This window comes from Flavobacterium sp. N2270, assembly GCF_025947225.1.
Taxonomy (GTDB): Bacteria; Bacteroidota; Bacteroidia; order Flavobacteriales; family Flavobacteriaceae; genus Flavobacterium.
The window spans coordinates 1,575,306-1,597,245 of the sequence record NZ_CP110005.1 but is presented as its reverse complement, the minus strand read 5'-3'; the positions used below and the strand labels follow the sequence as shown (position 1 = coordinate 1,597,245).

Sequence of the window (21,940 nt, the reverse complement as noted above, 5' to 3'; positions counted from 1 at the left end):
TTTATTTTATAATAATTTCTCCAGTTGGAATTTAAATTTTAAAACTTGTCCTTCTCTTTGAACTTCTATTGTTATTTCTTTTCCTTCTTCAGATTGAAATAAATTAGTTATTTTTTGAATAGAATACTGATAAGCTTTTTTATTATTTATACTCAATATTATATCCCCAACTTTTAAACCAACTTTATACGCAGGTGAATTTTCTCTAATTCCATAAATTTCAAAAACTGGTTTTAATTCATATTTTACATCAAAATATATTGCTTCTTCAGATTTTATAAAATCACTAGAAGATAATTGATTTAAATGAGTTTTTCCACTATTAGCGTTTTTTAACTTGTAATTTCTCTGTGTGGTTTTTATCCATTGTATGCCATTATGATGTAGTTCTATCCCAGACATATTGTAATTAAAAGAATCGTTATAATAACTATTTTTCTTAAAGAACAATTCTTGAGTTTGATAATTAATAAACCAGTTGAAACGCTTTATTAATTCACCTCCTAATGATCCGTTTCTTTTTTTAACAAAATCTAACTGACTTAAGGATAAACTATCAGGAAAAGAAACTAATGCTTGACTAAAGTTATAATTAGAAAAACTTAATTTATTAATTCTAGAACGTTTTCCTTTTATGTCTCCGCCTAGTCCTCTTCCAAGAAAATCTAAAAAATATTTTCTTGAACAATTAATAGAATCGTTCTCAAATAACCATAAACCATCTCCTAAACCTGTGTCAAATAATAATTTAAGCTTAAATGAATTTTCATCTAATTTAGAATTTAAACTTACATAAGGTTTATCATTTATAAGGTCAAATTTAATTTTAGAGTATTTTTTTATTTTTCTTTTATTTAAAATATTTTCGTTCTTATGAAGTATTATTTTTTGTTTTTGATAATTAACTTCAACTAAATAATCTTTAAAAAAACTATATCCAATTATCCCATTAATAGGCAATCCAAGCTTATTAACAATATGAATATCACTATCAGTAACTAATAATACTTCAAAATCATTATTTGTAAACTCATTTATTTGGAGTTTATTTTTATTTGAGACATATGCATCAATAGTTTGACCAATACCAAGACCTTTTAATTTTATTTTTCGAGTCTCAAAAAACTCAATAGAATCATTTTCCGGATAACTAAACAGTACATTTAAATCTGAGCCCGTATCTAAAAGCATACTCAGAGTTACATTGTTAACTAAAACATCAATAATTATTAAATTATTTGATAATTCAAAAGGAATAATAATTTTATCCTTTTTCGAATTCCATTCAATTTGAGAAGACATTGAATGAAATGAAAAAAGTGTTAACAAAATAAGTTTTATAATTTGAAATTTCATTATTACTCTTTATATAAATGTAAGAAAATAATTAATCGAAATGAAATGAAGTGTGAAATATTATGATTTAGCTTTTAGAATTCTAAAATTAATTGCAATTTTGCTAATCAAAACAAACAAAATGCCAAAAATATCTCAAAAAGGTGTGCAAATGCCAGAATCGCCAATTAGGAAATTGGTTCCTTATGCTGAAATTGCTAAGAAAAAAGGAAATAAAGTATATCATTTAAACATTGGTCAGCCAGATATTAAAACTCCCAAAGTAGCATTAGACGCTGTTAAAAATGCAAATTTAGAAGTTTTAGAATATTCTCATTCTGCAGGTTTTGAAAGTTATAGGGAAAAACTTTCTCAATATTATAAAAACCAAAATTTACCAATAGAAACTGAAAATATTATTATTACAACTGGTGGTTCTGAAGCTTTATTATTTGCTCTAGGAAGTACTATGGATGCTGGAGATGAAATTATTATTCCAGAACCATTTTACGCAAACTACAATGGTTTTTCTGTTGCATCTGGTGTTAATGTAGTTCCTGTAATATCAACAATTGAAACTGGTTTTGCATTACCACCAATTGAAGATTTTGAAAAATTAATTACTTCCAAAACGAAAGCAATTTTAATTTGTAATCCTGGTAATCCAACTGGTTATTTATATTCGGAAGCTGAAATTGCTCAATTAGCTGAAATTGTAAAAAAACATGATTTATTTTTAATTGCTGATGAAGTTTATAGAGAATTTACCTATGATGGTTACAAGCATTTTTCAGTTATGAATGTTGCTGGATTAGAAAATCATGCTATTATGATTGATTCTGTATCAAAAAGATTCAGCATGTGTGGAGCAAGAATTGGTTGTATTGTTTCTAAAAATAAAGACTTAATGGCAGCCGCAATGAAGTTTGCACAAGCTAGATTAAGTCCGCCTACATACGCTCAAATTGCAAGTGAAGCTGCTTTAGATACTCCTCAAAGTTATTTTGATGAAGTTATTTCAGAATATAAAGAAAGAAGAGATATCTTAATCTCTGAATTAAAAAAAATAGAAGGAGTTCAGGTCGCTACACCAAAAGGAGCATTTTATTGTATTGCTAAACTTCCTATCAAAAACGCTAATGATTTTGCTCAATGGCTGCTTGAATCATATGATTTAAATGGAGAAACGGTTATGGTTGCTCCTGCTGCTGGTTTTTACTCTTCTCCAAACGTTGGTTTAGACGAAGTTCGTATTGCCTATGTTTTAAAGAAAGAGGATTTAGTTCGTTCTGTTGAAATTTTAAAAGAAGCATTAAAAGTGTATAATACACTTTAAAATAAAAATTAATTCTAAATATAAAAAAGCAGTACCAAATGGTACTGCTTTTTTATTTTATTTAATTTCTTGTTTTATCTAATCAATGAGAAGTGAGCTTTAAATTCTCTCTGTTGTCCATTCTCATCAAATTCTATTGTAAACCAGTAATCTGTAGATGGTAATTGTTTATTGTTAAACGTACCGTCCCATCCATCTCCAGTAGTACTTATCTGCTTGATTAATTTACCATATCTATCGAAGATGTATAACTTCGCTCCTGGTTGATTCTTCAAGCCTATTACATTCCAATTATCATTAATTCCATCTCCATTCGGTGTAAAATATTTTGGGTAATCTATTACTGTAACCGTTTGGGTCATATAAGTACATCCTTGAGTATCTACAACTGTAATAGTATGAACTCCTGCACTTACTCCAGTGAAAATATTTGACGATTGTAATTCCTCATCATCTATCTGATACATAATTGTACCATTTCCGTCTGGAACACTTACAACAATTGTAGCATTATCTGTAAATGCATTGGTTACTGTTGTAGTAAATGATGTTGCCGGATTCGTCTCTATTACTGTTCCGAATACTCGCTCTGATACACATCCTGTCAAAGTATTTGTTGCAATTACAGAATAACTCCCTGCTCCATATGTATCATCTACTTCATAACTTGTTGATGTAGCTCCTGAGATAATACCGCCTTCATAATACCAAACAAAGGTATGTGTAGCATTACTTAAACCTGTATGGAAATAATATGTTTGGAATGTATTTCCTGATGAATCAACACAAATAGCACCATCTTCTAATACTGGTATTGGCAATGGATTAACTCGTACTCGAACAACAATTGGTGTTCCTGAACAATCATTTAATGTTGGAATAATTGTATAATCAACATATCCCGCAACATTTGTAATTGTAGTCAATTGTTGTACAATTGGAACTCCAAATGCAATTGTTCCATCTGATGCTCCTGTTACTCCTACAGCATTAACTGTATAATTAAAAACAGTTGCTGGATCCATTGCTGATACTGGAATATTTGTTGATCCTCCACTACAAATTGGAGCATGTGTTGGATTTCCTAATATCTCTGGTGTTGGATTTACGGTTATAGTCACTGTAACTGAAGTACCTGGACATCCATTTAAAACTGGTGTAACTGTGTAAACGGCAGTTCCTGAAGTGGTTAAACTTGTAGTAGACAATACTTGTTGAATACTTGTTCCACTTCCTGAAGTAGCTCCTATAACGCCTGACTGACTTACTGTCCAATTAAATACTGTACCTGCTATTGAACCACTAAACGAAATATTAGTTAGTGTTCCTGAACAAATAACATCTGAAGTTGGTGAAGCAACAACATCAGGAATAGGATTTACAAGAACCCTAACCTCTACTGGTGTTCCTGAACATCCATTTGCTGTAGCAATTACGGTATAAACTACTTCTCCAACTGAGTTAGATGTAGTTGTTAATAATTGATTAATTGTATTTCCTGTTCCACTTGATGAACCACTAACCTGAGCTCCAACTGCATTCCATGCAAATGTAGCACCTACAACATTACTCGTTAAAATAATATCCGTTGTAGAACCTGAACAAATACTTGGTGTATTATTGACAAAAGTTACTGTTGGACGTGGAGATATAATAACACTTGTTGTAACAGAATTAGAAGAACACGCTCCATTAGAAGGAATTGAATAAGTAACTACATAATTTCCAGGTGTACTTAAACTTGGATTTATCTCCCCAGTATTTATGTTTATTGACAATCCTGTAGTTGACGAATATATCCCTCCGGTATAATTTCCAGTACCACTAATGATAACTAACTCAGATGTGTTTGAAACACAGTACTGAGGTTGAGCGTAACTTATAGAAGCTGTCGGCAATTGTGAAATATTAACTGTAGCAACACTTGTTGAATTAACACATGGTGCTGTTCCTGTTAAAGTATAAGTAAACGTACTAGTTGTAGCGCCTGATGCAGGTGTATATGTTCCTGCTCCTGCATTAAACGTTCCACCTGTTCCTGTTGTTCTAGTCCACACTCCTCCTGTTTGTTCACCTGTTATTAAACTGAATAAATCAATTGATGCTACACTACTATCACAAATCGTTGTTGAACCACTTGTTCCTGTATTAGGCTGTGGATTTATATTTACTGTAGCAACACTTGTTGAATTGACACATGGTGCTGTTCCTGTTAAAGCATAAGTAAACGTACTAGTTGTAGCGCCTGATGCAGGTGTATATGTTCCTGCTCCTGCATTAAACGTTCCACCTGTACCTGTTGTTCTAGTCCAAACTCCTCCTGTTTGTTCACCTGTTATTAAACTGAATAAATCAATTGATCCTACACTACTATCACAAATCGTTGTTGAACCACTTGTTCCTGCATTAGGCTGTGGATTAATATTTACTGTAGCAACACTTGTTGAATTAACACATGGTGCTGTTCCTGTTAAAGTATAAGTAAATGTACTAGTTGTAGCGCCTGATGCAGGTGTAAATGTTCCTGCGCCTGCATTAAACGTTCCGCCTGTACCTGTTGTTCTAGTCCACACTCCTCCTGTTTGTTCACCTGTTATTAAACTGAATAAATCAATTGATGCTACACTACTATCACAAATCGTTGTTGAACCACTTGTTCCTGCATTAGGCTGTGGATTTATATTTACTGTAGCAACACTTGTTGAATTAACACATGGTGCTGTTCCTGTTAAAGTATAAGTAAACGTACTCGTTGTAGCGCCTGATGCAGGTGTATATGTTCCTGCTCCTGCATTAAACGTTCCACCTGTACCTGTTGTTCTAGTCCAAACTCCTCCTGTTTGTTCACCTGTTATTAAACTGAATAAATCAATTGATCCTACACTACTATCACAAATCGTTGTTGAACCACTTGTTCCTGCATTAGGCTGTGGATTAATATTTACTGTAGCAACACTTGTTGAATTAACACATGGTGCTGTTCCTGTTAAAGTATAAGTAAATGTACTAGTTGTAGCGCCTGATGCAGGTGTAAATGTTCCTGCGCCTGCATTAAACATTCCGCCTGTACCTGAACTTTGAGTCCATGTTCCGCCTGTTTGTTCGCCTGTTATTAAACTGAATAAATCAATTGATGCTACACTGCTATCACAAATCGTTGTTGAACCACTTGTTCCTGCATTAGGTTGTGGATTTATATTTACTGTAGCAACACTTGTTGAATTTACACATGGTGCCGTTCCTGTTAAAGTATAAGTAAACGTACTAGTTGTAGCGCCTGATGCAGGTGTATATGTCCCTGTTCCTGCATTAAACGTTCCGCCTGTACCTGTTGTTCTAGTCCACACTCCTCCTGTTTGTTCACCTGTTATTAAACTGAATAAATCAATTGATGCTACACTGCTATCACAAATCGTTGTTGAACCACTTGTTCCTGCATTAGGCTGTGGATTTATATTTACTGTAGCAACACTTGTTGAATTGACACATGGTGCTGTTCCTGTTAAAGTATAAGTAAACGTACTAGTTGTAGCGCCTGATGCAGGTGTATATGTCCCTGTTCCTGCATTAAACGTTCCGCCTGTACCTGAACTTTGAGTCCATGTTCCGCCTGTTTGTTCGCCTGTTATTAAACTGAATAAATCAATTGATCCTACACTACTATCACAAATCGTTGTTGAACCACTTGTTCCTGCATTAGGCTGTGGATTTATATTTACTGTAGCAACACTTGTTGAATTAACACATGGTGCTGTTCCTGTTAAAGTATAAGTAAACGTACTAGTTGTAGCGCCTGATGCAGGTGTATATGTTCCTGCTCCTGCATTAAACGTTCCACCTGTACCTGTTGTTCTAGTCCAAACTCCTCCTGTTTGTTCACCTGTTATTAAACTGAATAAATCAATTGATGCTACACTACTATCACAAATCGTTGTTGAACCACTTGTTCCTGCATTAGGCTGTGGATTTATATTTACTGTAGCAACACTTGTTGAATTGACACATGGTGCCGTTCCTGTTAAAGTATAAGTAAACGTACTAGTTGTAGCGCCTGATGCAGGTGTATATGTTCCTGCTCCTGCATTAAACGTTCCGCCAGTACCTGTTGTTCTAGTCCAAACTCCTCCTGTTTGTTCACCTGTTATTAAACTGAATAAATCAATTGATCCTACACTACTATCACAAATCGTTGTTGAACCACTTGTTCCTGCATTAGGCTGTGGATTTATATTTACTGTAGCAACACTTGTTGAATTAACACATGGTGCTGTTCCTGTTAAAGTATAAGTAAATGTACTAGTTGTAGCGCCTGATGCAGGTGTAAATGTTCCTGCGCCTGCGTTAAACGTTCCGCCTGTACCTGTTGTTCTAGTCCAAACTCCTCCTGTTTGTTCACCTGTTATTAAACTGAATAAATCAATTGATGCTACACTACTATCACAAATCGTTGTTGAACCACTTGTTCCTGCATTAGGTTGTGCATTGATTGTTATGCTTGTTGTAACAATAACAGCTGAACATCCAGCTGAAGCTGGAATTGTATAAGTTACTGTATATGTTCCCGCTGTACTTGTACTAGGCGTAATAGCTCCTGTAGATGAATTAATACTTAATCCAGCTGTCGAACTATATGTTCCACCTGTGTAAGAACCAGTTCCTGACAACGTTACTGTTTGTGCTGAAGTAGTACTAGTACAAAATGGGGTTGAATAATTTATTATTGCTGTTGGTGGAGTACAATTATTTGATGTACATATTAGAGTACTAAATGTAAAACACGTTCCCGTACCTCCAGTTGGAGTAAGTGTAAGTGTAACATTATCCCCCGGAACCAAACCAGAAACTGTATAAGTTAATACATTTCCAATAGCACCTGCATTTACTATTGTCCCAGAATTTATTTGATAACTAATATTATATCCTGTAGCTCCAGTAACAGCTGTCCAATTAAACTCAACAGCACTTGTAGTAGCAGAACCACAAGTAATTACTGGAGCTAATTCTGCATTAATGTTTACTGTAGCAACACTTGTTGAATTAACACATGGTGCTGTTCCTGTTAAAGTATAAGTAAATGTACTAGTTGTAGCGCCTGATGCAGGTGTAAATGTTCCTGCGCCTGCGTTAAACGTTCCGCCTGTACCTGTTGTTCTAGTCCACACTCCTCCTGTTTGTTCACCTGTTATTAAACTGAATAAATCAATTGATGCTACACTACTATCACAAATCGTTGTTGAACCACTTGTTCCTGCATTAGGCTGTGGATTTATATTTACTGTAGCAACACTTGTTGAATTAACACATGGTGCTGTTCCTGTTAAAGTATAAGTAAACGTACTAGTTGTAGCGCCTGATGCAGGTGTATATGTTCCTGCTCCTGCATTAAACGTTCCGCCTATACCTGTTGTTCTAGTCCACACTCCTCCTGTTTGTTCACCTGTTATTAAACTGAATAAATCAATTGATGCTACACTACTATCACAAATCGTTGTTGAACCACTTGTTCCTGCATTAGGCTGTGGATTTATATTTACTGTAGCAACACTTGTTGAATTGACACATGGTGCCGTTCCTATTAAAGTATAAGTAAACGTACTAGTTGTAGCGCCTGATGCAGGTGTATATGTTCCTGCTCCTGCATTAAACGTTCCGCCTGTTCCTGTTGTTCTAGTCCACACTCCTCCTGTTTGTTCACCTGTTATTAAACTGAATAAATCAATTGATGCTACACTACTATCACAAATCGTTGTTGAACCACTTGTTCCTGCATTAGGCTGTGGATTTATATTTACTGTAGCAACACTTGTTGAATTGACACATGGTGCCGTTCCTGTTAAAGTATAAGTAAACGTACTCGTTGTAGCGCCTGATGCAGGTGTATATGTTCCTGCTCCTGCATTAAACGTTCCGCCTGTACCTGTTGTTCTAGTCCAAACTCCTCCTGTTTGTTCACCTGTTATTAAACTGAATAAATCAATTGATGCTACACTACTATCACAAATCGTTGTTGAACCACTTGTTCCTGCATTAGGTTGTGGATTAATTGTTATGCTTGTTGTAACAATAACAGCTGTACATCCAGCTGAAGCTGGAATTGTATAAGTTACTGTATATGTTCCCGCTGTACTTGTACTAGGCGTAATAGCTCCTGTAGATGAATTAATACTTAATCCAGCTGTCGAACTAAATGTTCCGCCTGTGTAAGAACCAGTTCCTGACAACGTTACTGTTTGTGCTGAAGTAGAACTAGTACAAAATGGGGTTGAATAATTTATTGTTGCTGTTGGTGCCGCTCCAATAGTTACACTTGTTGTCGCAGTTACTACAGAGGCACAACAAGAACTACTAGGAATAGTATAAGTTACTGTATATGTTCCTGGTATGCTTGTACTAGGAGTGATAGCCCCTGTTGACGAATTAATACTCAATCCAGCAGTTGAACTAAATGTTCCGCCAGTATAAGGACCTGTACCAGATAAAGTAACTGATTGTGCTGTAGCAATACTTGAGCAAAATGGAGCACCTGTATAAGTAATTGTAGCAGTCGGACAAACAGCTGTAACATTTACGACAACATTTCTATTATATTGACAACCATATTCATCAGTAACAGTAAAAGTATATGTAAAAGCACCCGCTGTCGTAAATGGTCCTAAATTAATATCATTAGACAATTCATTACCTACACACGGACCCGGTGCTGGACATGATGGACCAGGGTTATTAACCACAACATTAGTTGTTGTTTGAGCTGGTACAGCAGGACCTGTGCCAGAATGGCTCCATGTTGCGGTAACTAAATCAGGTGTTTCTGATAATAAATTTGCATAACAAGATGATGGAAAAGTTAAAGACCAATTTGATAACACACCATCATCAGAACTAATATTATCAGTTACTCTTAAAGTCCATACTCCATTTAAAGCAGCTCCATTTAAAGCTGTAAATGGGGTTGTTGATGTGTAGGTTTGTGGTATATAATAACCTCCTCCTGTTTCACATACTCCTGTATAAGCACATGTTCCGTTTACTGTTGGAGGAGCAGCTGTTGTACTAGCTACAGCTGTCCAAGAGGCACCACCTGTATTCACAACAGAGTACGTTGCAGGACAACCTGCAACACCATCAGTAGCTCCATTTGAGCAAGCTCCAAAATGACCTGGAAATGACGGCGCATGCTGGTCAAAAAGTAAAACAGATTCACCCGTTGGAGAAATTAATGTAATATCTAAATCTCCTGTATATGAATGTTCCATATCAAAAGTTACTGTTGGATAACATCCAGCTGTCATAGTAGCACCTGGTGGAAACAATCCTGAAAAATCTAATGTAGAATTATAACTTGAGCCAGATCCGTCAGGCAGATTAATTGGCCCCGAAATTACTGAAGGCGTAGATTGAACAATAGTTTGCGATAATGCTTGACCATCTAAGGTAATTGAACTACCACAATTCACAGAAACTGGTGTACCAGATGTTCCTGTAAAAAGAGGTGTTGGCATCACACGTACCGTTCTTGTAACAGAATTAGAACTTAAACAACCGAGCGGATCGGTGGCAAAATTATTATTCCTAACTCTTAATCTAACTAAGTATAAACCTCCAGTGGTTGGAAAAGTATGGTTTGTTGTTGGTGTTGTTGTAATGTTTGTTGTACCATCACCCCAATCCCATTCATATCTAACTAATGAGCCACTTGGGGTTGTAGAATTTGATGCATCGAAAGCGACAGTTGTCGAGCCTGGGTTCAATGAATTTGATGAACAAATACTTACATTTGACGAATTTACTAAAGCAGCAGTAGGTGGAACACAAGGTGTAACACATGAAATTGTCGCTGTCCAGCCTGCATATTGAAAACTTCCATCTGAAATAAATCGAAATGAAACACAACCATCAGGACTAGTAGATGTAACCACAAAAGCGCCTAATGTCCCACAAAACCTATCACTTTGCGTGCCTGCAGCCCCTACTGCATTAGCGTGCCATAAATCTAAATAGTCATAACAAGATGAAAAACCAGATTCAGTATCAAAAGCTGTAAAAGAAACCCTAATTTTATCTGTTGGAGTAGTTGGACAAAAAGTAATTGTACTATTTTGAGACGCAGCATAATTACCCGTTCCTCCACCGTCTCTAAAGGTCCCCGAACATGTTGTTTTTGTTCCATTAGCACCATTTGCCATTGTATAAGTTTGACTATATAATGAAAAGTCAAATAACAAAACAATCCCTAAAACTAATAAGTATTTTTTTTTCATAGTAAATTATTTAATAGTTATTAGTTTGTTTTTTAAATCTTGATCAAAAACATATATATACCATAATTCTGTTATGGTATATATATCTTTCACTTTACTAGATAAACTATCAAAAAAAGATAGACCTTCTTTATAATAGTCATAATAGTTAAGGTCTATATTCTTATAATTTTCAATTTCACTAGATGGTATATCTTTTATGACCGCTAAGTCAGATTGAGAATAACTATAAATAGATGGTTTGTTTTCTAACTTGTAGGATAAATCAAAAATTTTAACTTTTTGTTTTAAAACACAGCCTGGCGGAAGGTTATATTCAGAAATTGAAGGAGCCTGAGCCATTATGAAGTTAAAACTCAGTAGTGCAATAAGCAATAGTAGGTTAGTTTTTTTCATATATTTAACATATTTTATAGATTTTCGGATGAAATTTAAACCAATTTTAACAAATTGACAAATTTTTTTAACGTTTTTTTTAACATAATTTAGACACGTTAAGTAATTGAAATAAATTTAATATTTTTAAATTGTAACAAAAACGATAAACTTATAACTAATAGTTATAAGTATATGTATAACAAAAAGAATTATGAGAAAAATATTTATTCCTATTACGGTTTTATGGCTTTTGGCCTCTAGTTGTGCTTCAACAAAAAACTCTAAAACCAATATTGCTGATGTTTCAAAATACATGAACTCAATTACAGCAAATGAACTTAGTGATCATTTATACATAGTAGCTTCCGATGCTATGGAAGGTAGAGACACAGGAACAAAAGGCCAAAAAGAGGCTGGAAAATACTTAATTGAACAATATACTAAAAATGGCATTTCATTTCCTGTTGAAGCTGAGAATTGGTATCAAAAAGTACCTTCTGAATTTATGGCAAAAGGTTTTGCTCCTAAATTACCAGATTCAGAAAATATTTGGGCCTTTATAAAAGGATCTGAAAAACCAGAAGAAATTGTTGTTATTTCTGCTCATTATGACCATGTAGGAATGAAAAATGGTGAAGTATATAATGGTGCAGATGATGATGGCTCTGGGACGGTAGCTTTATTAGAAATTGCACAAGCTTTTAAAATGGCTCAAAAAGAAGGTCATGGTCCAAAAAGATCCATTTTATTCTTACATGTAACTGGAGAAGAACATGGACTACATGGTTCTAGATATTATTCAGAAAATCCGCTTTTTCCTTTAAAAAACACAGTAGTAGATATTAATATTGACATGGTTGGCCGTCGCGACACACTTCATCCAAATACTAATAATTATATATATGTTATTGGTTCTGATAGACTAAGTAGTGAACTTCATACTATTAATGAAGAAATGAATGCAAAATATACAAATCTAGAATTAGATTATAAATACAATGATAGAAACGACCCTGAACGTATTTACTATCGTTCAGATCATTATAATTTTGCTAAAAAAGGAGTTCCAGCAATATTCTTCTTTAATGGAATTCATGAAGATTACCACAAAGCATCTGACACACCTGATAAAATTGAATATGATGCATTAGCAAAAAGAGCGCAACTAGCGTTTACTTTAGCTTGGGAAATTGCAAATAGACCTGAAAAAATAAAAGTTGATAGAGACGGAAAATAATTCTAGCTCGATTTTAAACTATAAAAAAACTCCTGAAAATTTCAGGAGTTTTTTTTTCAATATTTTTTGGAACTAAAAAACAAACATTGCTCTTTCTCCCATTAATTCATTCACCTCATCAGCAACTTGCTCTATAACATCTTCATCTGTATGATTCATTATTACTTTATCAATTAAAGCAACAATAGTTTCCATATCACTTTCTACTAAACCTCTTGTAGTAACAGCTGGAGTTCCAACTCTAATACCTGAAGTTACAAATGGTGATTTATCATCAAATGGAACCATATTTTTATTTACAGTAATTTCAGCTTTTACTAGTGCGTTTTCTGCTTCTTTACCTGTGATATTTTTATTTCTTAAATCAATCAACATCATGTGGTTATCAGTCCCTCCAGAAATGATGTCGTACCCTCTCTTAACAAACGCTTCAGCCATAGCTTTTGCATTTTTTTGAGTTTGTAAAGTATATCTGAAAAATTCATCTGTTAAAGCCTCACCAAATGCAACCGCTTTAGCTGCTATAATATGCATTAAAGGTCCACCTTGATTTCCAGGAAAAACCGACATATCTAATACGTGTGACATCATTCTAATATCTCCTTTTGGTGTTTTTAAACCCCAAGGATTTTCAAAATCTTTGCCCATCATAATCATTCCACCTCTTGGACCTCTTAAAGTCTTATGAGTAGTAGTTGTAACAATATGACAATGCGGAATTGGATCTGATAATAATCCTTTAGCAATCATACCTGCAGGATGAGAAATATCAGCTAATAATAAAGCACCAACACTATCTGCAATTTCCCTAAAACGAGCAAAATCCATATCTCTAGAATAAGCCGAAGCACCAGCAATAATCATTTTTGGTTTTTCAGCCAAAGCAATTTCTTGGATTTTATCGTAATTTAAAACTCCAGTTTCTTTATCAACACCATAAAAACTTGGTGTATATAATTTACCTGAAAAATTAACAGGTGAACCGTGAGTTAAATGTCCTCCATGAGATAAATCAAAACCTAAAATCTTATCGCCAGGCTGCAAACAAGCTGCAAAAACAGCAGTATTTGCTTGAGAACCTGAATGAGGTTGAACATTTACATATGCTGCGCCAAAAAGCTCTTTTGCTCTATCAATTGCAATTTGTTCTACAATATCAACAACTTCACAACCACCATAATAACGCTTTCCAGGATAACCTTCTGCGTATTTATTAGTTAAAACAGAACCTGCTGCTTCCATTACTTCATCACTTACAAAGTTTTCTGAAGCAATAAGTTCTAATCCGTGAATTTGTCTGTCTTGTTCGTCAAGAATAAGGTCAAAAATTTGTTCGTCGCGTTGCATTGGTATAAATATTCGTTAAAATTAGGTCAAAATTACGAAAAAGGTTTGTTAAATTGATAGTAAACTTTATATTTGGTTTATAATTTTTCAACAACAAATTAACATATAAAATATGTCAAACATAGCAAACGATCCAAAAAGAACATCATGGATAAATGTTCCTCAGAACAGTGATTTTCCAATTCAAAATATTCCTTTTGGTGTTTTTATAACAAAGAATGACGATATTACCATTGGTACCCGAATTGGAGATACAGCAATTGACATGGGAGCTCTACAAAGATTAGGTTATTTTAAAGGAATCGAATTAACGGATGACATGTTCATGCAAGATACTTTAAATGACTTTATTTCTGATGGAAAAAAAACTTGGCGTTTAGTAAGAAATAGATTGGCTGAATTATTTGACCAAAACAACCCATTACTTCGTGATAATGTAAAAGAAAGAGAAATTATTCTTTTTGAAATGAGCGAAATTGAAATGTTACTTCCTGTACAAATTGGTGATTATACCGATTTTTACAGCAGCAAAGAACACGCTACAAACGTTGGTAAAATGTTTCGTGACCCAGAAAATGCATTATTACCAAATTGGTTACATATACCTGTAGGTTATCATGGTAGAAGTTCTACAATTGTACCAAGTGGTGTTCCTGTAAGAAGACCAAACGGACAAACTTTACCAACTGGTGAAACTACTCCTGTATTTGGTCCGTCAAAATTAGTAGATTTTGAATTAGAAACTGCTTTTATTACTACAGATGCTAACGTAATGGGAGAACCTATTCCTGTTAATGAAGCTGAAGATTATATTTTTGGAATGGTATTATTCAATGACTGGAGTGCACGTGACATTCAAAAATGGGAATATGTTCCACTAGGACCGTTTTTAGCAAAAAACTTTGCTTCTTCAATCTCTCCATGGATTGTTACCATGGATGCATTAGAACCATTTAGAGTAAAAGGACCAGAGCAATCTCCTACTCCATTACATTATTTACAACAAGAAGGAAATCATTCATTTGACATTAATTTACAAGTAGGTATTCAACCAGAAAATGGAGAAGAAACTATTGTATCGAAATCTAACTTTAAATATATGTACTGGTCAATGGCTCAGCAACTCGCTCACCATACAATTAACGGATGTAGAGTTAATTCTGGAGATATGATGGGAAGTGGTACAATCTCAGGACCAACTCCTGATAGTTATGGTTCAATGCTTGAATTATCTTGGGGCGGAAAAAACACAATTCCTATGAAAGATGGAACAGAAAGAAAATTCATTAACGATAACGACACTGTTATTATTAAAGGTTATTGTCAAAATAATGAAGTTAGAATTGGCTTTGGTGAATGTTCAAGTAAGCTATTACCTGCTGTTGAATTGAAATTCTAAAACTTCTTTAATTAAAATACTAAAACTCCGAAAATTATCTTTCGGAGTTTTCTTTTTTTTAGCCCTGATGGAAGTGGCATCCTTTTTGTTTTATCAAAAAAAAACAAAAAGATAAAACGTACAGCAGGAAATAGCTTCAAAAAAATTATCTTTGAAAAATAAACATTTACATATGAAAAAAATTACTCTTTTATGTATTGCAACATTATTTATTGCATGTGGTGTTAAACAAACACAAACACTTTTAAGCAACGGAAATTATGATGCCGCAATAGACAATGCAATAAATAGTTTAAGTTCTAACAAAACTTCAAAAGGAAAACAAGATTATGTTTATTTATTAGAAGAAGCTTTTGCAAAAGCAAAAGATAGAGATATAAACAGCTTAAATCTTTTAAAAAAGGAAAATAATCCTGCAAATTACGAACGCATTTTTAACTTATATATACAACTTAGAAATCGTCAAGAAAGAATAAAACCTCTTTTGCCTTTACCACTTCACAAAGAAGGTAGAAATGCAATTTTTCCAATGGATGATTATTCAGATCAAATTGTAAGTAGTAAAACTAATTTATCTGATTACTTATATAACAATGCGAAAAAACTAATGAATTCATCTAATAAAATGGATTTTAGACAGGCTTTTGATGATTTGAATTATTTAGATAAGTTGAGTCCAAATTATAAAGACGTAAGAGCTTTAACCGATCAAGCGCAATTAAAAGGAACCGATTTTGTTCATGTTTATACAAAAAACGAAACAAATATGGTAATTCCAGCTCGTTTACAAGACGATTTACTTGACTTTAGCACCTATGGAATTAACGATAAATGGACGGTTTACCATAATAATCGTCAAAAAAACATTAATTATGATTTTGGGATGATTGTTAACTTTAGACAAATTAATATTTCTCCAGAACAAATTAAAGAGAAACAATTTATCAAAGAAAAACAGATTAAAGACGGTGTTAAAACACTATTAGATAGTAATGGAAATGTAGTAAAAGACAGTATAGGAAACCCTATTAAAGTTGATAATTTTAAAACAATATCAATTAGTATTTATGAATTTACACAGTTTAAATCGTGCCAAGTAACGGCAAAAGTTGATTATATTGATTTTAGAAATAATCAATTAATAGATGCATTTCCTGTAACTAGTGAATTTATTTTCGATTATATCTATGCAAATTATAATGGAGATAAGCGTGCTTGTGAGGATTCTTATTATCAATATTTTGACCGTAGAGCAGTTCCTTTCCCTTCGAATGAACAGATGGTCTACGATACTGGTGAAGATTTAAAAGCCAAACTTAAGAGCATTATAACCAATAATAAGTTTAGACGATAACAAAAAAGTCCTGCAAATTGCAGGACTTTTTTTATACAAATTTATTTAAAACATCAGCTTCAATATCACTATGAGTTGAACTAAAAATAGCTACTCCATCTTTTACCACAATTAACTGAGGTGATTGATGCGCAACCTGAAAACGTTCTGCAATTTCATTAGAAATGTTTCTATGGTTTAATAAATCTAAGAAAAAAGGTTCCATTTGCTCTTTACTAAAATTGTACTCATTTTCAAACTGCTTTAAAGCAAATCTACTTATACTACAACGCGTACTGTGCTTAAACAAAATAACTGGCTTTTCATATGACAAAGCAATAGCTTCGTCTATTACTTTTAAATCATCTAACTGATTCCAATTTATTTTTGATGAAGAATTTGTTTCTTCATTTGACCCAAATATGTTATTAAAAAAGCTCATTTTGTCTTATTTTATGACATATTGACTGTTTTTTATGATAAATATCATATAAAACAAGACATTTTGTCGTTATATTTGTAGAGGTACACTTATTGATTTCTACGTTACAAATTTACATGAAATATTTCAAATAAAAAGTAATACAACTAACACATACAACGAATGAACTTAAATAATTTAACCATTAAATCGCAAGAAGCTTTGCAACAAGCACAGCAAATTGCACAGGCTTTAGGGCATCAACAAATTGAAAATGAACACGTTTTTAAAGGCTTATTAGAAGTTGATGAAAATGTAACTCCTTTTCTACTTAAAAAGCTAAATGTAAACATCGATCTTTTCAAAAAAGTATTAGATAGTACTTTACAAAGTTTTCCAAAAGTAACTGGAGGAGAAATTCAATTATCTCGTGACGCATCTCGTATGTTAAACGAAGCTATTGCTATTGCTCAAAAAATGAAAGATGAGTATGTTTCAATAGAGCATTTAGTATTGGCTATTTTCAAGTCAAAAAGTAAAGTAGCTCAAATTTTAAAAGATCAAGGAGTAACTGAAAAAGAATTAGAAAGTGCCATTGCTGAATTAAGAAAAGGAGAAAATGTTACTTCTGCATCTGCTGAAGAAACATATAATGCGTTAAATAAATACGCCAAAAATTTAAACGAATTAGCCCGTAACGGAAAATTAGATCCTGTAATTGGTCGTGATGAAGAAATTCGTAGAGTTTTACAAATTTTAACACGTAGAACAAAAAATAACCCAATGCTTGTAGGAGAACCAGGTGTTGGTAAAACTGCAATTGCAGAAGGATTAGCTCATAGAATTGTAGATGGCGATGTGCCTGAAAACCTAAAAGACAAAATTATCTATTCATTAGATATGGGTGCATTAATTGCTGGTGCAAAATATAAAGGAGAGTTTGAAGAACGATTGAAAGCAGTTGTAAAAGAAGTTACTTCTGCCGAAGGTGATATTGTTTTATTCATAGATGAAATTCACACACTTGTAGGTGCAGGTGGTGGTGAAGGCGCAATGGATGCTGCAAATATTCTAAAACCAGCTTTAGCTCGTGGCGAACTTCGTGCCATTGGAGCAACAACTTTAGATGAATATCAAAAATATTTTGAAAAAGACAAAGCTCTAGAAAGACGTTTTCAAAAAATCATAGTAGACGAGCCAGATACTGAAAGTGCCATTTCAATTCTTCGTGGAATTAAAGAAAAATACGAAGCACATCATAAGGTTAGAATTCAAGATGATGCTATTATTGGTGCAGTGGAATTATCACAACGATATATTACCAATCGTTTTCTTCCGGATAAAGCAATTGATTTGATGGATGAAGCAGCTTCAAAATTACGAATGGAAATCAATTCTAAACCTGAAGAATTAGATGTTTTAGACAGAAGAATCATGCAATTAGAAATTGAAATTGAAGCCATAAAACGCGAAAATGATGAAACGAAATTAAAATCGTTAGGTTTAGATTTAGCCAACTTAAAAGAAGAGCGTAATGAAATTTTCAGCAAATGGAAATCTGAAAAAGATGTTGTTGATGCCGTTCAAAACGTAAAACAAGAACTTGAAGATTTTAAACTAGAAGCAGAACGTGCAGAACGCGATGGCGATTATGGAAAAGTAGCAGAGATTCGTTACGGTAAAACTAAAGAAGCGCAAGAACGATTAGACGCCTTACAAAAACAATTAGCTGAAAATCAAGACGGCACATCATTAATTAAAGAAGAAGTAACTCGTGAAGATATTGCAGAAGTTGTTGCAAAATGGACAGGTGTTCCTGTAATGAAAATGCTTCAAGGTGAAAGAGAAAAACTTTTAAAATTGGAAGACGAACTTCACCAAAGAGTTGTAGGACAAGAAGAAGCTATTGAGGCAGTTAGTGATGCTGTTCGAAGAAGTCGTGCAGGATTACAAGACATGAAAAAACCTATTGGCTCATTTTTATTTCTTGGAACAACAGGTGTGGGTAAAACCGAACTCGCAAAAGCTTTAGCCGAATATTTGTTTGACGATGAAAACGCAATGACTCGTATAGACATGAGTGAATACCAAGAACGTCATAGTGTAAGTCGTTTAGTTGGCGCACCTCCTGGATATGTAGGTTATGATGAAGGTGGTCAATTAACAGAAGCTGTTCGAAGAAAACCATATTCGGTTGTTTTATTAGATGAAATTGAAAAAGCACATCCAGATACTTTTAATATCTTATTACAAGTTTTAGATGAAGGAAGATTAACTGATAATAAAGGACGTGTTGCCGATTTTAAAAACACAATTATCATTATGACTTCTAACATGGGAAGTGATATTATTCAAGAAAAGTTTGAAAACTTAAAAGGTAGCATTGAAGATGCTACAGAAGTTGCCAAAAAAGAGGTTTTAGGTTTATTAAAACAAACCGTTCGTCCAGAGTTTATCAATCGTATTGATGAAATCGTATTATTTACACCTTTAACTACTGAAAACATTAGAAAAATTGTTTCTATTCAGTTGAAAAACGTAACTAAAATGCTTGCGCAACAACAAATTACAATGGACGCTACAGAAGAAGCCATTGATTATTTGGCATTAAAAGGTTTCGATCCACAATTTGGAGCAAGACCCGTAAAACGTGTTATACAGCGAGAAGTGTTAAATGCATTATCAAAAGATATACTAGCTGGAAAAATTACAACCGATAGCATAATTCTTTTAGATAGTTTTGAAGGACAATTGGTTTTTAGAAATGAATAATTAATTTTTCATTACATACTTTTTTTAAGCACTTAACATGATTAAAATTATGTTAAGTGCTTTTTTTTTAAATAAAAACAAGAAAAACAGGTATTTATACGCATAAATCAACAATAATATTCCTTTATTTTTGACAATAAACTAATAATTCATTAAAAACTAACTACAATGAAAACAAAAAAACTCTTATCATTTTTAACAATTGTGTTTTACTTAGGTATTTCCAATTGTCATGCTCAACAATCCCCTACTTCATCAGGAGGAGATTTAACGGGTTCAAACGGCTCAGTTGCTTACTCAGTTGGACAAATAGTTTATACAACTAATACAGGTTCAAATGGTTCTATTGCTCAAGGTGTTCAACAACCTTATGAAATTTCAGTAGTATTAGCTTCTGAAGATTTTTCAGAATTAGTAAATGATTTAATTGTTTTTCCAAATCCTTCTACTGATGTATTAACAATCAATATGTCAAATACAAATGGATTGGAATTAGATTACACAATTATAGATATGACAGGTAAAGTCTTAAAATCTAAAAAAAACATTGAAAATCAAACAAGTATTATTGTTTCTGACCTGCCATCAGCAATTTATTTTTTGCAAATTACAAACAAAAATAAAGAAGTTAAAACTTATAAGATTATTAAAAAATAAAACAAATGATTATGAAAAAAATATACACAATTGTCGCTACAGTACTTTTATCCATTAGTGTTTTTGCACAAGCTCCAGAAAAAATGAGCTACCAAGCTGTTGTAAGAGACGGTAGTAATAACTTAGTGGTATCAACAGTAGTAGGAATGCAAATAAGTATTCTTCAAGGTTCTTCTACGGGAACAGCAGTTTATGTTGAAACACAAACACCAACTACAAACGCAAACGGATTAGCAAGTCTTGAAATTGGTAGTGGAACCTTAGTATCTGGTTCATTTAGCACTATTGATTGGTCTACTGGAAATTATTATATTAAAACAGAAGTAGATCCAACAGGAGGAACAGCTTATACTATTACTGGGGCTAGCCAATTATTAAGTGTACCTTATGCAATGTATGCTAAAAGTACTGCTGGAGTTGTTGGTGCACAATGGACAACAAATGGTAATAACATTAACAATACTAATTCAGGAAGTGTTGTTGTTGGTTCAACGTTATCTAATTCTAATTTAAAATTTTACGTAACGAATAATGCCTCTCCTAAAATGGGTATTGGAAACAATGGAGGTTTCAATAATGTTAATTCTGGAGAATTACATTTTGCTGAGGACACAAATTACTCATCAGGTGAATGTGGAATAAAATTTCAACATAACGGAAGTTTAAATAATTTGTATTTAATTGGTGGTTGTTCTGCACCAGATACTATTGCAAGATTTAATAGAAGTGGATATTCAAACATGAGACAACTTAGATTAGGACTAAACTACAACTCTAATCCAACTACTCAACTTTCAGTTGATGGAAATTCTGATTTTACAGGAAATGTTACAATTACAGGAGATTTAAATGTAACTGGAAACATTGCTAAAGGTGGTGGTACTTTTAAAATTGATCATCCATTAGATCCTCAAAATAAATACTTAGTACATAGTTTTGTTGAATCTCCAGAAATGATGAACATCTATTCAGGAAATGCTAAGACAGATGCAAATGGTTATGTTACCGTAATAATGCCAAGTTATTTTGAAGCAGCTAATAAAGATTTTAGATACCAATTAACAACTATTGGAACTTTCGCTCAAGCAATTATTAAAGAGAAAGTTTCTGGAAATAAATTTGTAATTCAAACAAGTACACCTAATGTTGAAGTAAGTTGGCAAGTAACAGCTGTAAGAGCTGATAAATTTGCTAATGAAAATAGAATTGTTCCTGAAAAAGAAAAAGAGTTTAAAGGCACTTATTTACACCCAGAATTATATGGTGCAGGTAATGAGCAATCAGAAACTTTTGCTAGAAACCAACAATTAATTAAAGAGGCAATCGCTAAAGATAATACTATAAAAAATGCAGACGGTCAATAATTAAAACCGAATAGTAATTAATCCCCAAAGGAATAAAATCTTTTGGGGATTTTTTTTAATTAAATCCTTTAACAAAAGTTATCTAAAAAAAGAAAATCAA

At 33.2% G+C, this 21,940-nt stretch carries 12 protein-coding genes; 7 read left to right on the top strand and 5 right to left on the bottom strand.

Annotated features, from left to right (window positions below; translation table 11 throughout):
- Positions 1–6 precede the first annotated feature (6 nt).
- Positions 7–1,356, bottom strand: a complete 1,350-nt coding sequence (locus tag OLM55_RS07410; RefSeq protein ID WP_264558280.1) for a retropepsin-like aspartic protease — start codon at positions 1,354–1,356, stop codon at positions 7–9.
- A gap of 121 nt (positions 1,357–1,477) precedes the next feature.
- Here OLM55_RS07410 and OLM55_RS07405 point away from each other — a divergent pair, with 121 nt between their 5' ends.
- Complete coding sequence (locus tag OLM55_RS07405; protein ID WP_264558279.1) at positions 1,478–2,671, top strand: pyridoxal phosphate-dependent aminotransferase; 1,194 nt, start codon at positions 1,478–1,480, stop codon at positions 2,669–2,671.
- Positions 2,672–2,745: 74 nt separating this feature from the next.
- Here the strand turns inward: OLM55_RS07405 and OLM55_RS07400 are convergent, their stop codons facing one another.
- Together OLM55_RS07400 and OLM55_RS07395 are read right to left on the bottom strand one after the other, a co-directional pair.
- Positions 2,746–10,932 (bottom strand): T9SS type B sorting domain-containing protein, encoded by an 8,187-nt coding sequence (locus tag OLM55_RS07400; RefSeq protein WP_264558278.1) that lies wholly within the window; start codon positions 10,930–10,932, stop codon positions 2,746–2,748.
- A 6-nt stretch (positions 10,933–10,938) separates the two neighbouring features.
- Positions 10,939–11,328: a hypothetical protein gene (locus tag OLM55_RS07395; protein WP_264558277.1), complete on the bottom strand. Its 390-nt coding sequence runs from the start codon at positions 11,326–11,328 to the stop codon at positions 10,939–10,941.
- 193 nt (positions 11,329–11,521) lie between these two features.
- Here OLM55_RS07395 and OLM55_RS07390 point away from each other — a divergent pair, with 193 nt between their 5' ends.
- The gene (locus OLM55_RS07390; RefSeq protein WP_264558276.1) at positions 11,522–12,547 is read left to right on the top strand and encodes a M28 family metallopeptidase; all 1,026 of its coding nucleotides are present in this window, start codon (positions 11,522–11,524) and stop codon (positions 12,545–12,547) included.
- Between the two features lie 72 nt (positions 12,548–12,619).
- Here OLM55_RS07390 and glyA read toward each other — a convergent pair whose 3' ends face one another.
- On the bottom strand, positions 12,620–13,894 hold the full coding sequence (gene glyA, locus OLM55_RS07385; protein WP_264558275.1) for a serine hydroxymethyltransferase: 1,275 nt from the start codon (positions 13,892–13,894) through the stop codon (positions 12,620–12,622).
- 112 nt (positions 13,895–14,006) lie between these two features.
- Between glyA and fahA the strand changes: the two genes are divergently transcribed.
- Together fahA and OLM55_RS07375 are read left to right on the top strand one after the other, a co-directional pair.
- Positions 14,007–15,293, top strand: coding sequence for a fumarylacetoacetase (fahA, locus tag OLM55_RS07380; protein WP_264558274.1), 1,287 nt, complete (start codon positions 14,007–14,009; stop codon positions 15,291–15,293).
- Between the two features lie 172 nt (positions 15,294–15,465).
- A complete protein-coding gene (locus OLM55_RS07375; RefSeq protein ID WP_264558273.1) occupies positions 15,466–16,647 on the top strand; it encodes a hypothetical protein in 1,182 nt (393 codons plus the stop codon).
- Positions 16,648–16,678: 31 nt separating this feature from the next.
- On the opposite strand, the gene ytxJ is transcribed toward OLM55_RS07375, so the two are convergent.
- Entirely contained in the window at positions 16,679–17,068 is a 390-nt protein-coding gene (ytxJ, locus tag OLM55_RS07370; RefSeq protein WP_264558272.1) for a bacillithiol system redox-active protein YtxJ, read from the bottom strand.
- A gap of 162 nt (positions 17,069–17,230) precedes the next feature.
- On the opposite strand from ytxJ, the gene clpB reads away from it, so the two are divergent.
- The 3 genes from clpB to OLM55_RS07355 all read left to right on the top strand — a co-directional run bounded on the left by clpB (position 17,231) and on the right by OLM55_RS07355 (position 21,840).
- Entirely contained in the window at positions 17,231–19,819 is a 2,589-nt protein-coding gene (gene clpB, locus OLM55_RS07365) for an ATP-dependent chaperone ClpB (RefSeq protein WP_264558271.1), read from the top strand.
- Between the two features lie 168 nt (positions 19,820–19,987).
- Positions 19,988–20,476: a T9SS type A sorting domain-containing protein gene (locus OLM55_RS07360; RefSeq protein ID WP_264558270.1), complete on the top strand. Its 489-nt coding sequence runs from the start codon at positions 19,988–19,990 to the stop codon at positions 20,474–20,476.
- 11 nt (positions 20,477–20,487) lie between these two features.
- Positions 20,488–21,840, top strand: a complete 1,353-nt coding sequence (locus tag OLM55_RS07355) for a hypothetical protein (RefSeq protein ID WP_264558269.1) — start codon at positions 20,488–20,490, stop codon at positions 21,838–21,840.
- Positions 21,841–21,940: the final 100 nt, after the last annotated feature.

Coding starts and splice junctions, on each gene's coding strand:
- OLM55_RS07405 (WP_264558279.1), top strand. CDS start 1,478: ATGCCAAAAATATCTCAAAAAGGTGTGCAAATGCCAGAATCGCCAATT.
- OLM55_RS07400 (WP_264558278.1), bottom strand. CDS start 10,932: ATGAAAAAAAAATACTTATTAGTTTTAGGGATTGTTTTGTTATTTGAC.
- OLM55_RS07375 (WP_264558273.1), top strand. CDS start 15,466: ATGAAAAAAATTACTCTTTTATGTATTGCAACATTATTTATTGCATGT.
- OLM55_RS07360 (WP_264558270.1), top strand. CDS start 19,988: ATGAAAACAAAAAAACTCTTATCATTTTTAACAATTGTGTTTTACTTA.
- OLM55_RS07355 (WP_264558269.1), top strand. CDS start 20,488: ATGAAAAAAATATACACAATTGTCGCTACAGTACTTTTATCCATTAGT.
- OLM55_RS07395 (WP_264558277.1), bottom strand. CDS start 11,328: ATGAAAAAAACTAACCTACTATTGCTTATTGCACTACTGAGTTTTAAC.
- OLM55_RS07410 (WP_264558280.1), bottom strand. CDS start 1,356: ATGAAATTTCAAATTATAAAACTTATTTTGTTAACACTTTTTTCATTT.
- fahA (WP_264558274.1), top strand. CDS start 14,007: ATGTCAAACATAGCAAACGATCCAAAAAGAACATCATGGATAAATGTT.
- clpB (WP_264558271.1), top strand. CDS start 17,231: ATGAACTTAAATAATTTAACCATTAAATCGCAAGAAGCTTTGCAACAA.
- glyA (WP_264558275.1), bottom strand. CDS start 13,894: ATGCAACGCGACGAACAAATTTTTGACCTTATTCTTGACGAACAAGAC.
- OLM55_RS07390 (WP_264558276.1), top strand. CDS start 11,522: ATGAGAAAAATATTTATTCCTATTACGGTTTTATGGCTTTTGGCCTCT.
- ytxJ (WP_264558272.1), bottom strand. CDS start 17,068: ATGAGCTTTTTTAATAACATATTTGGGTCAAATGAAGAAACAAATTCT.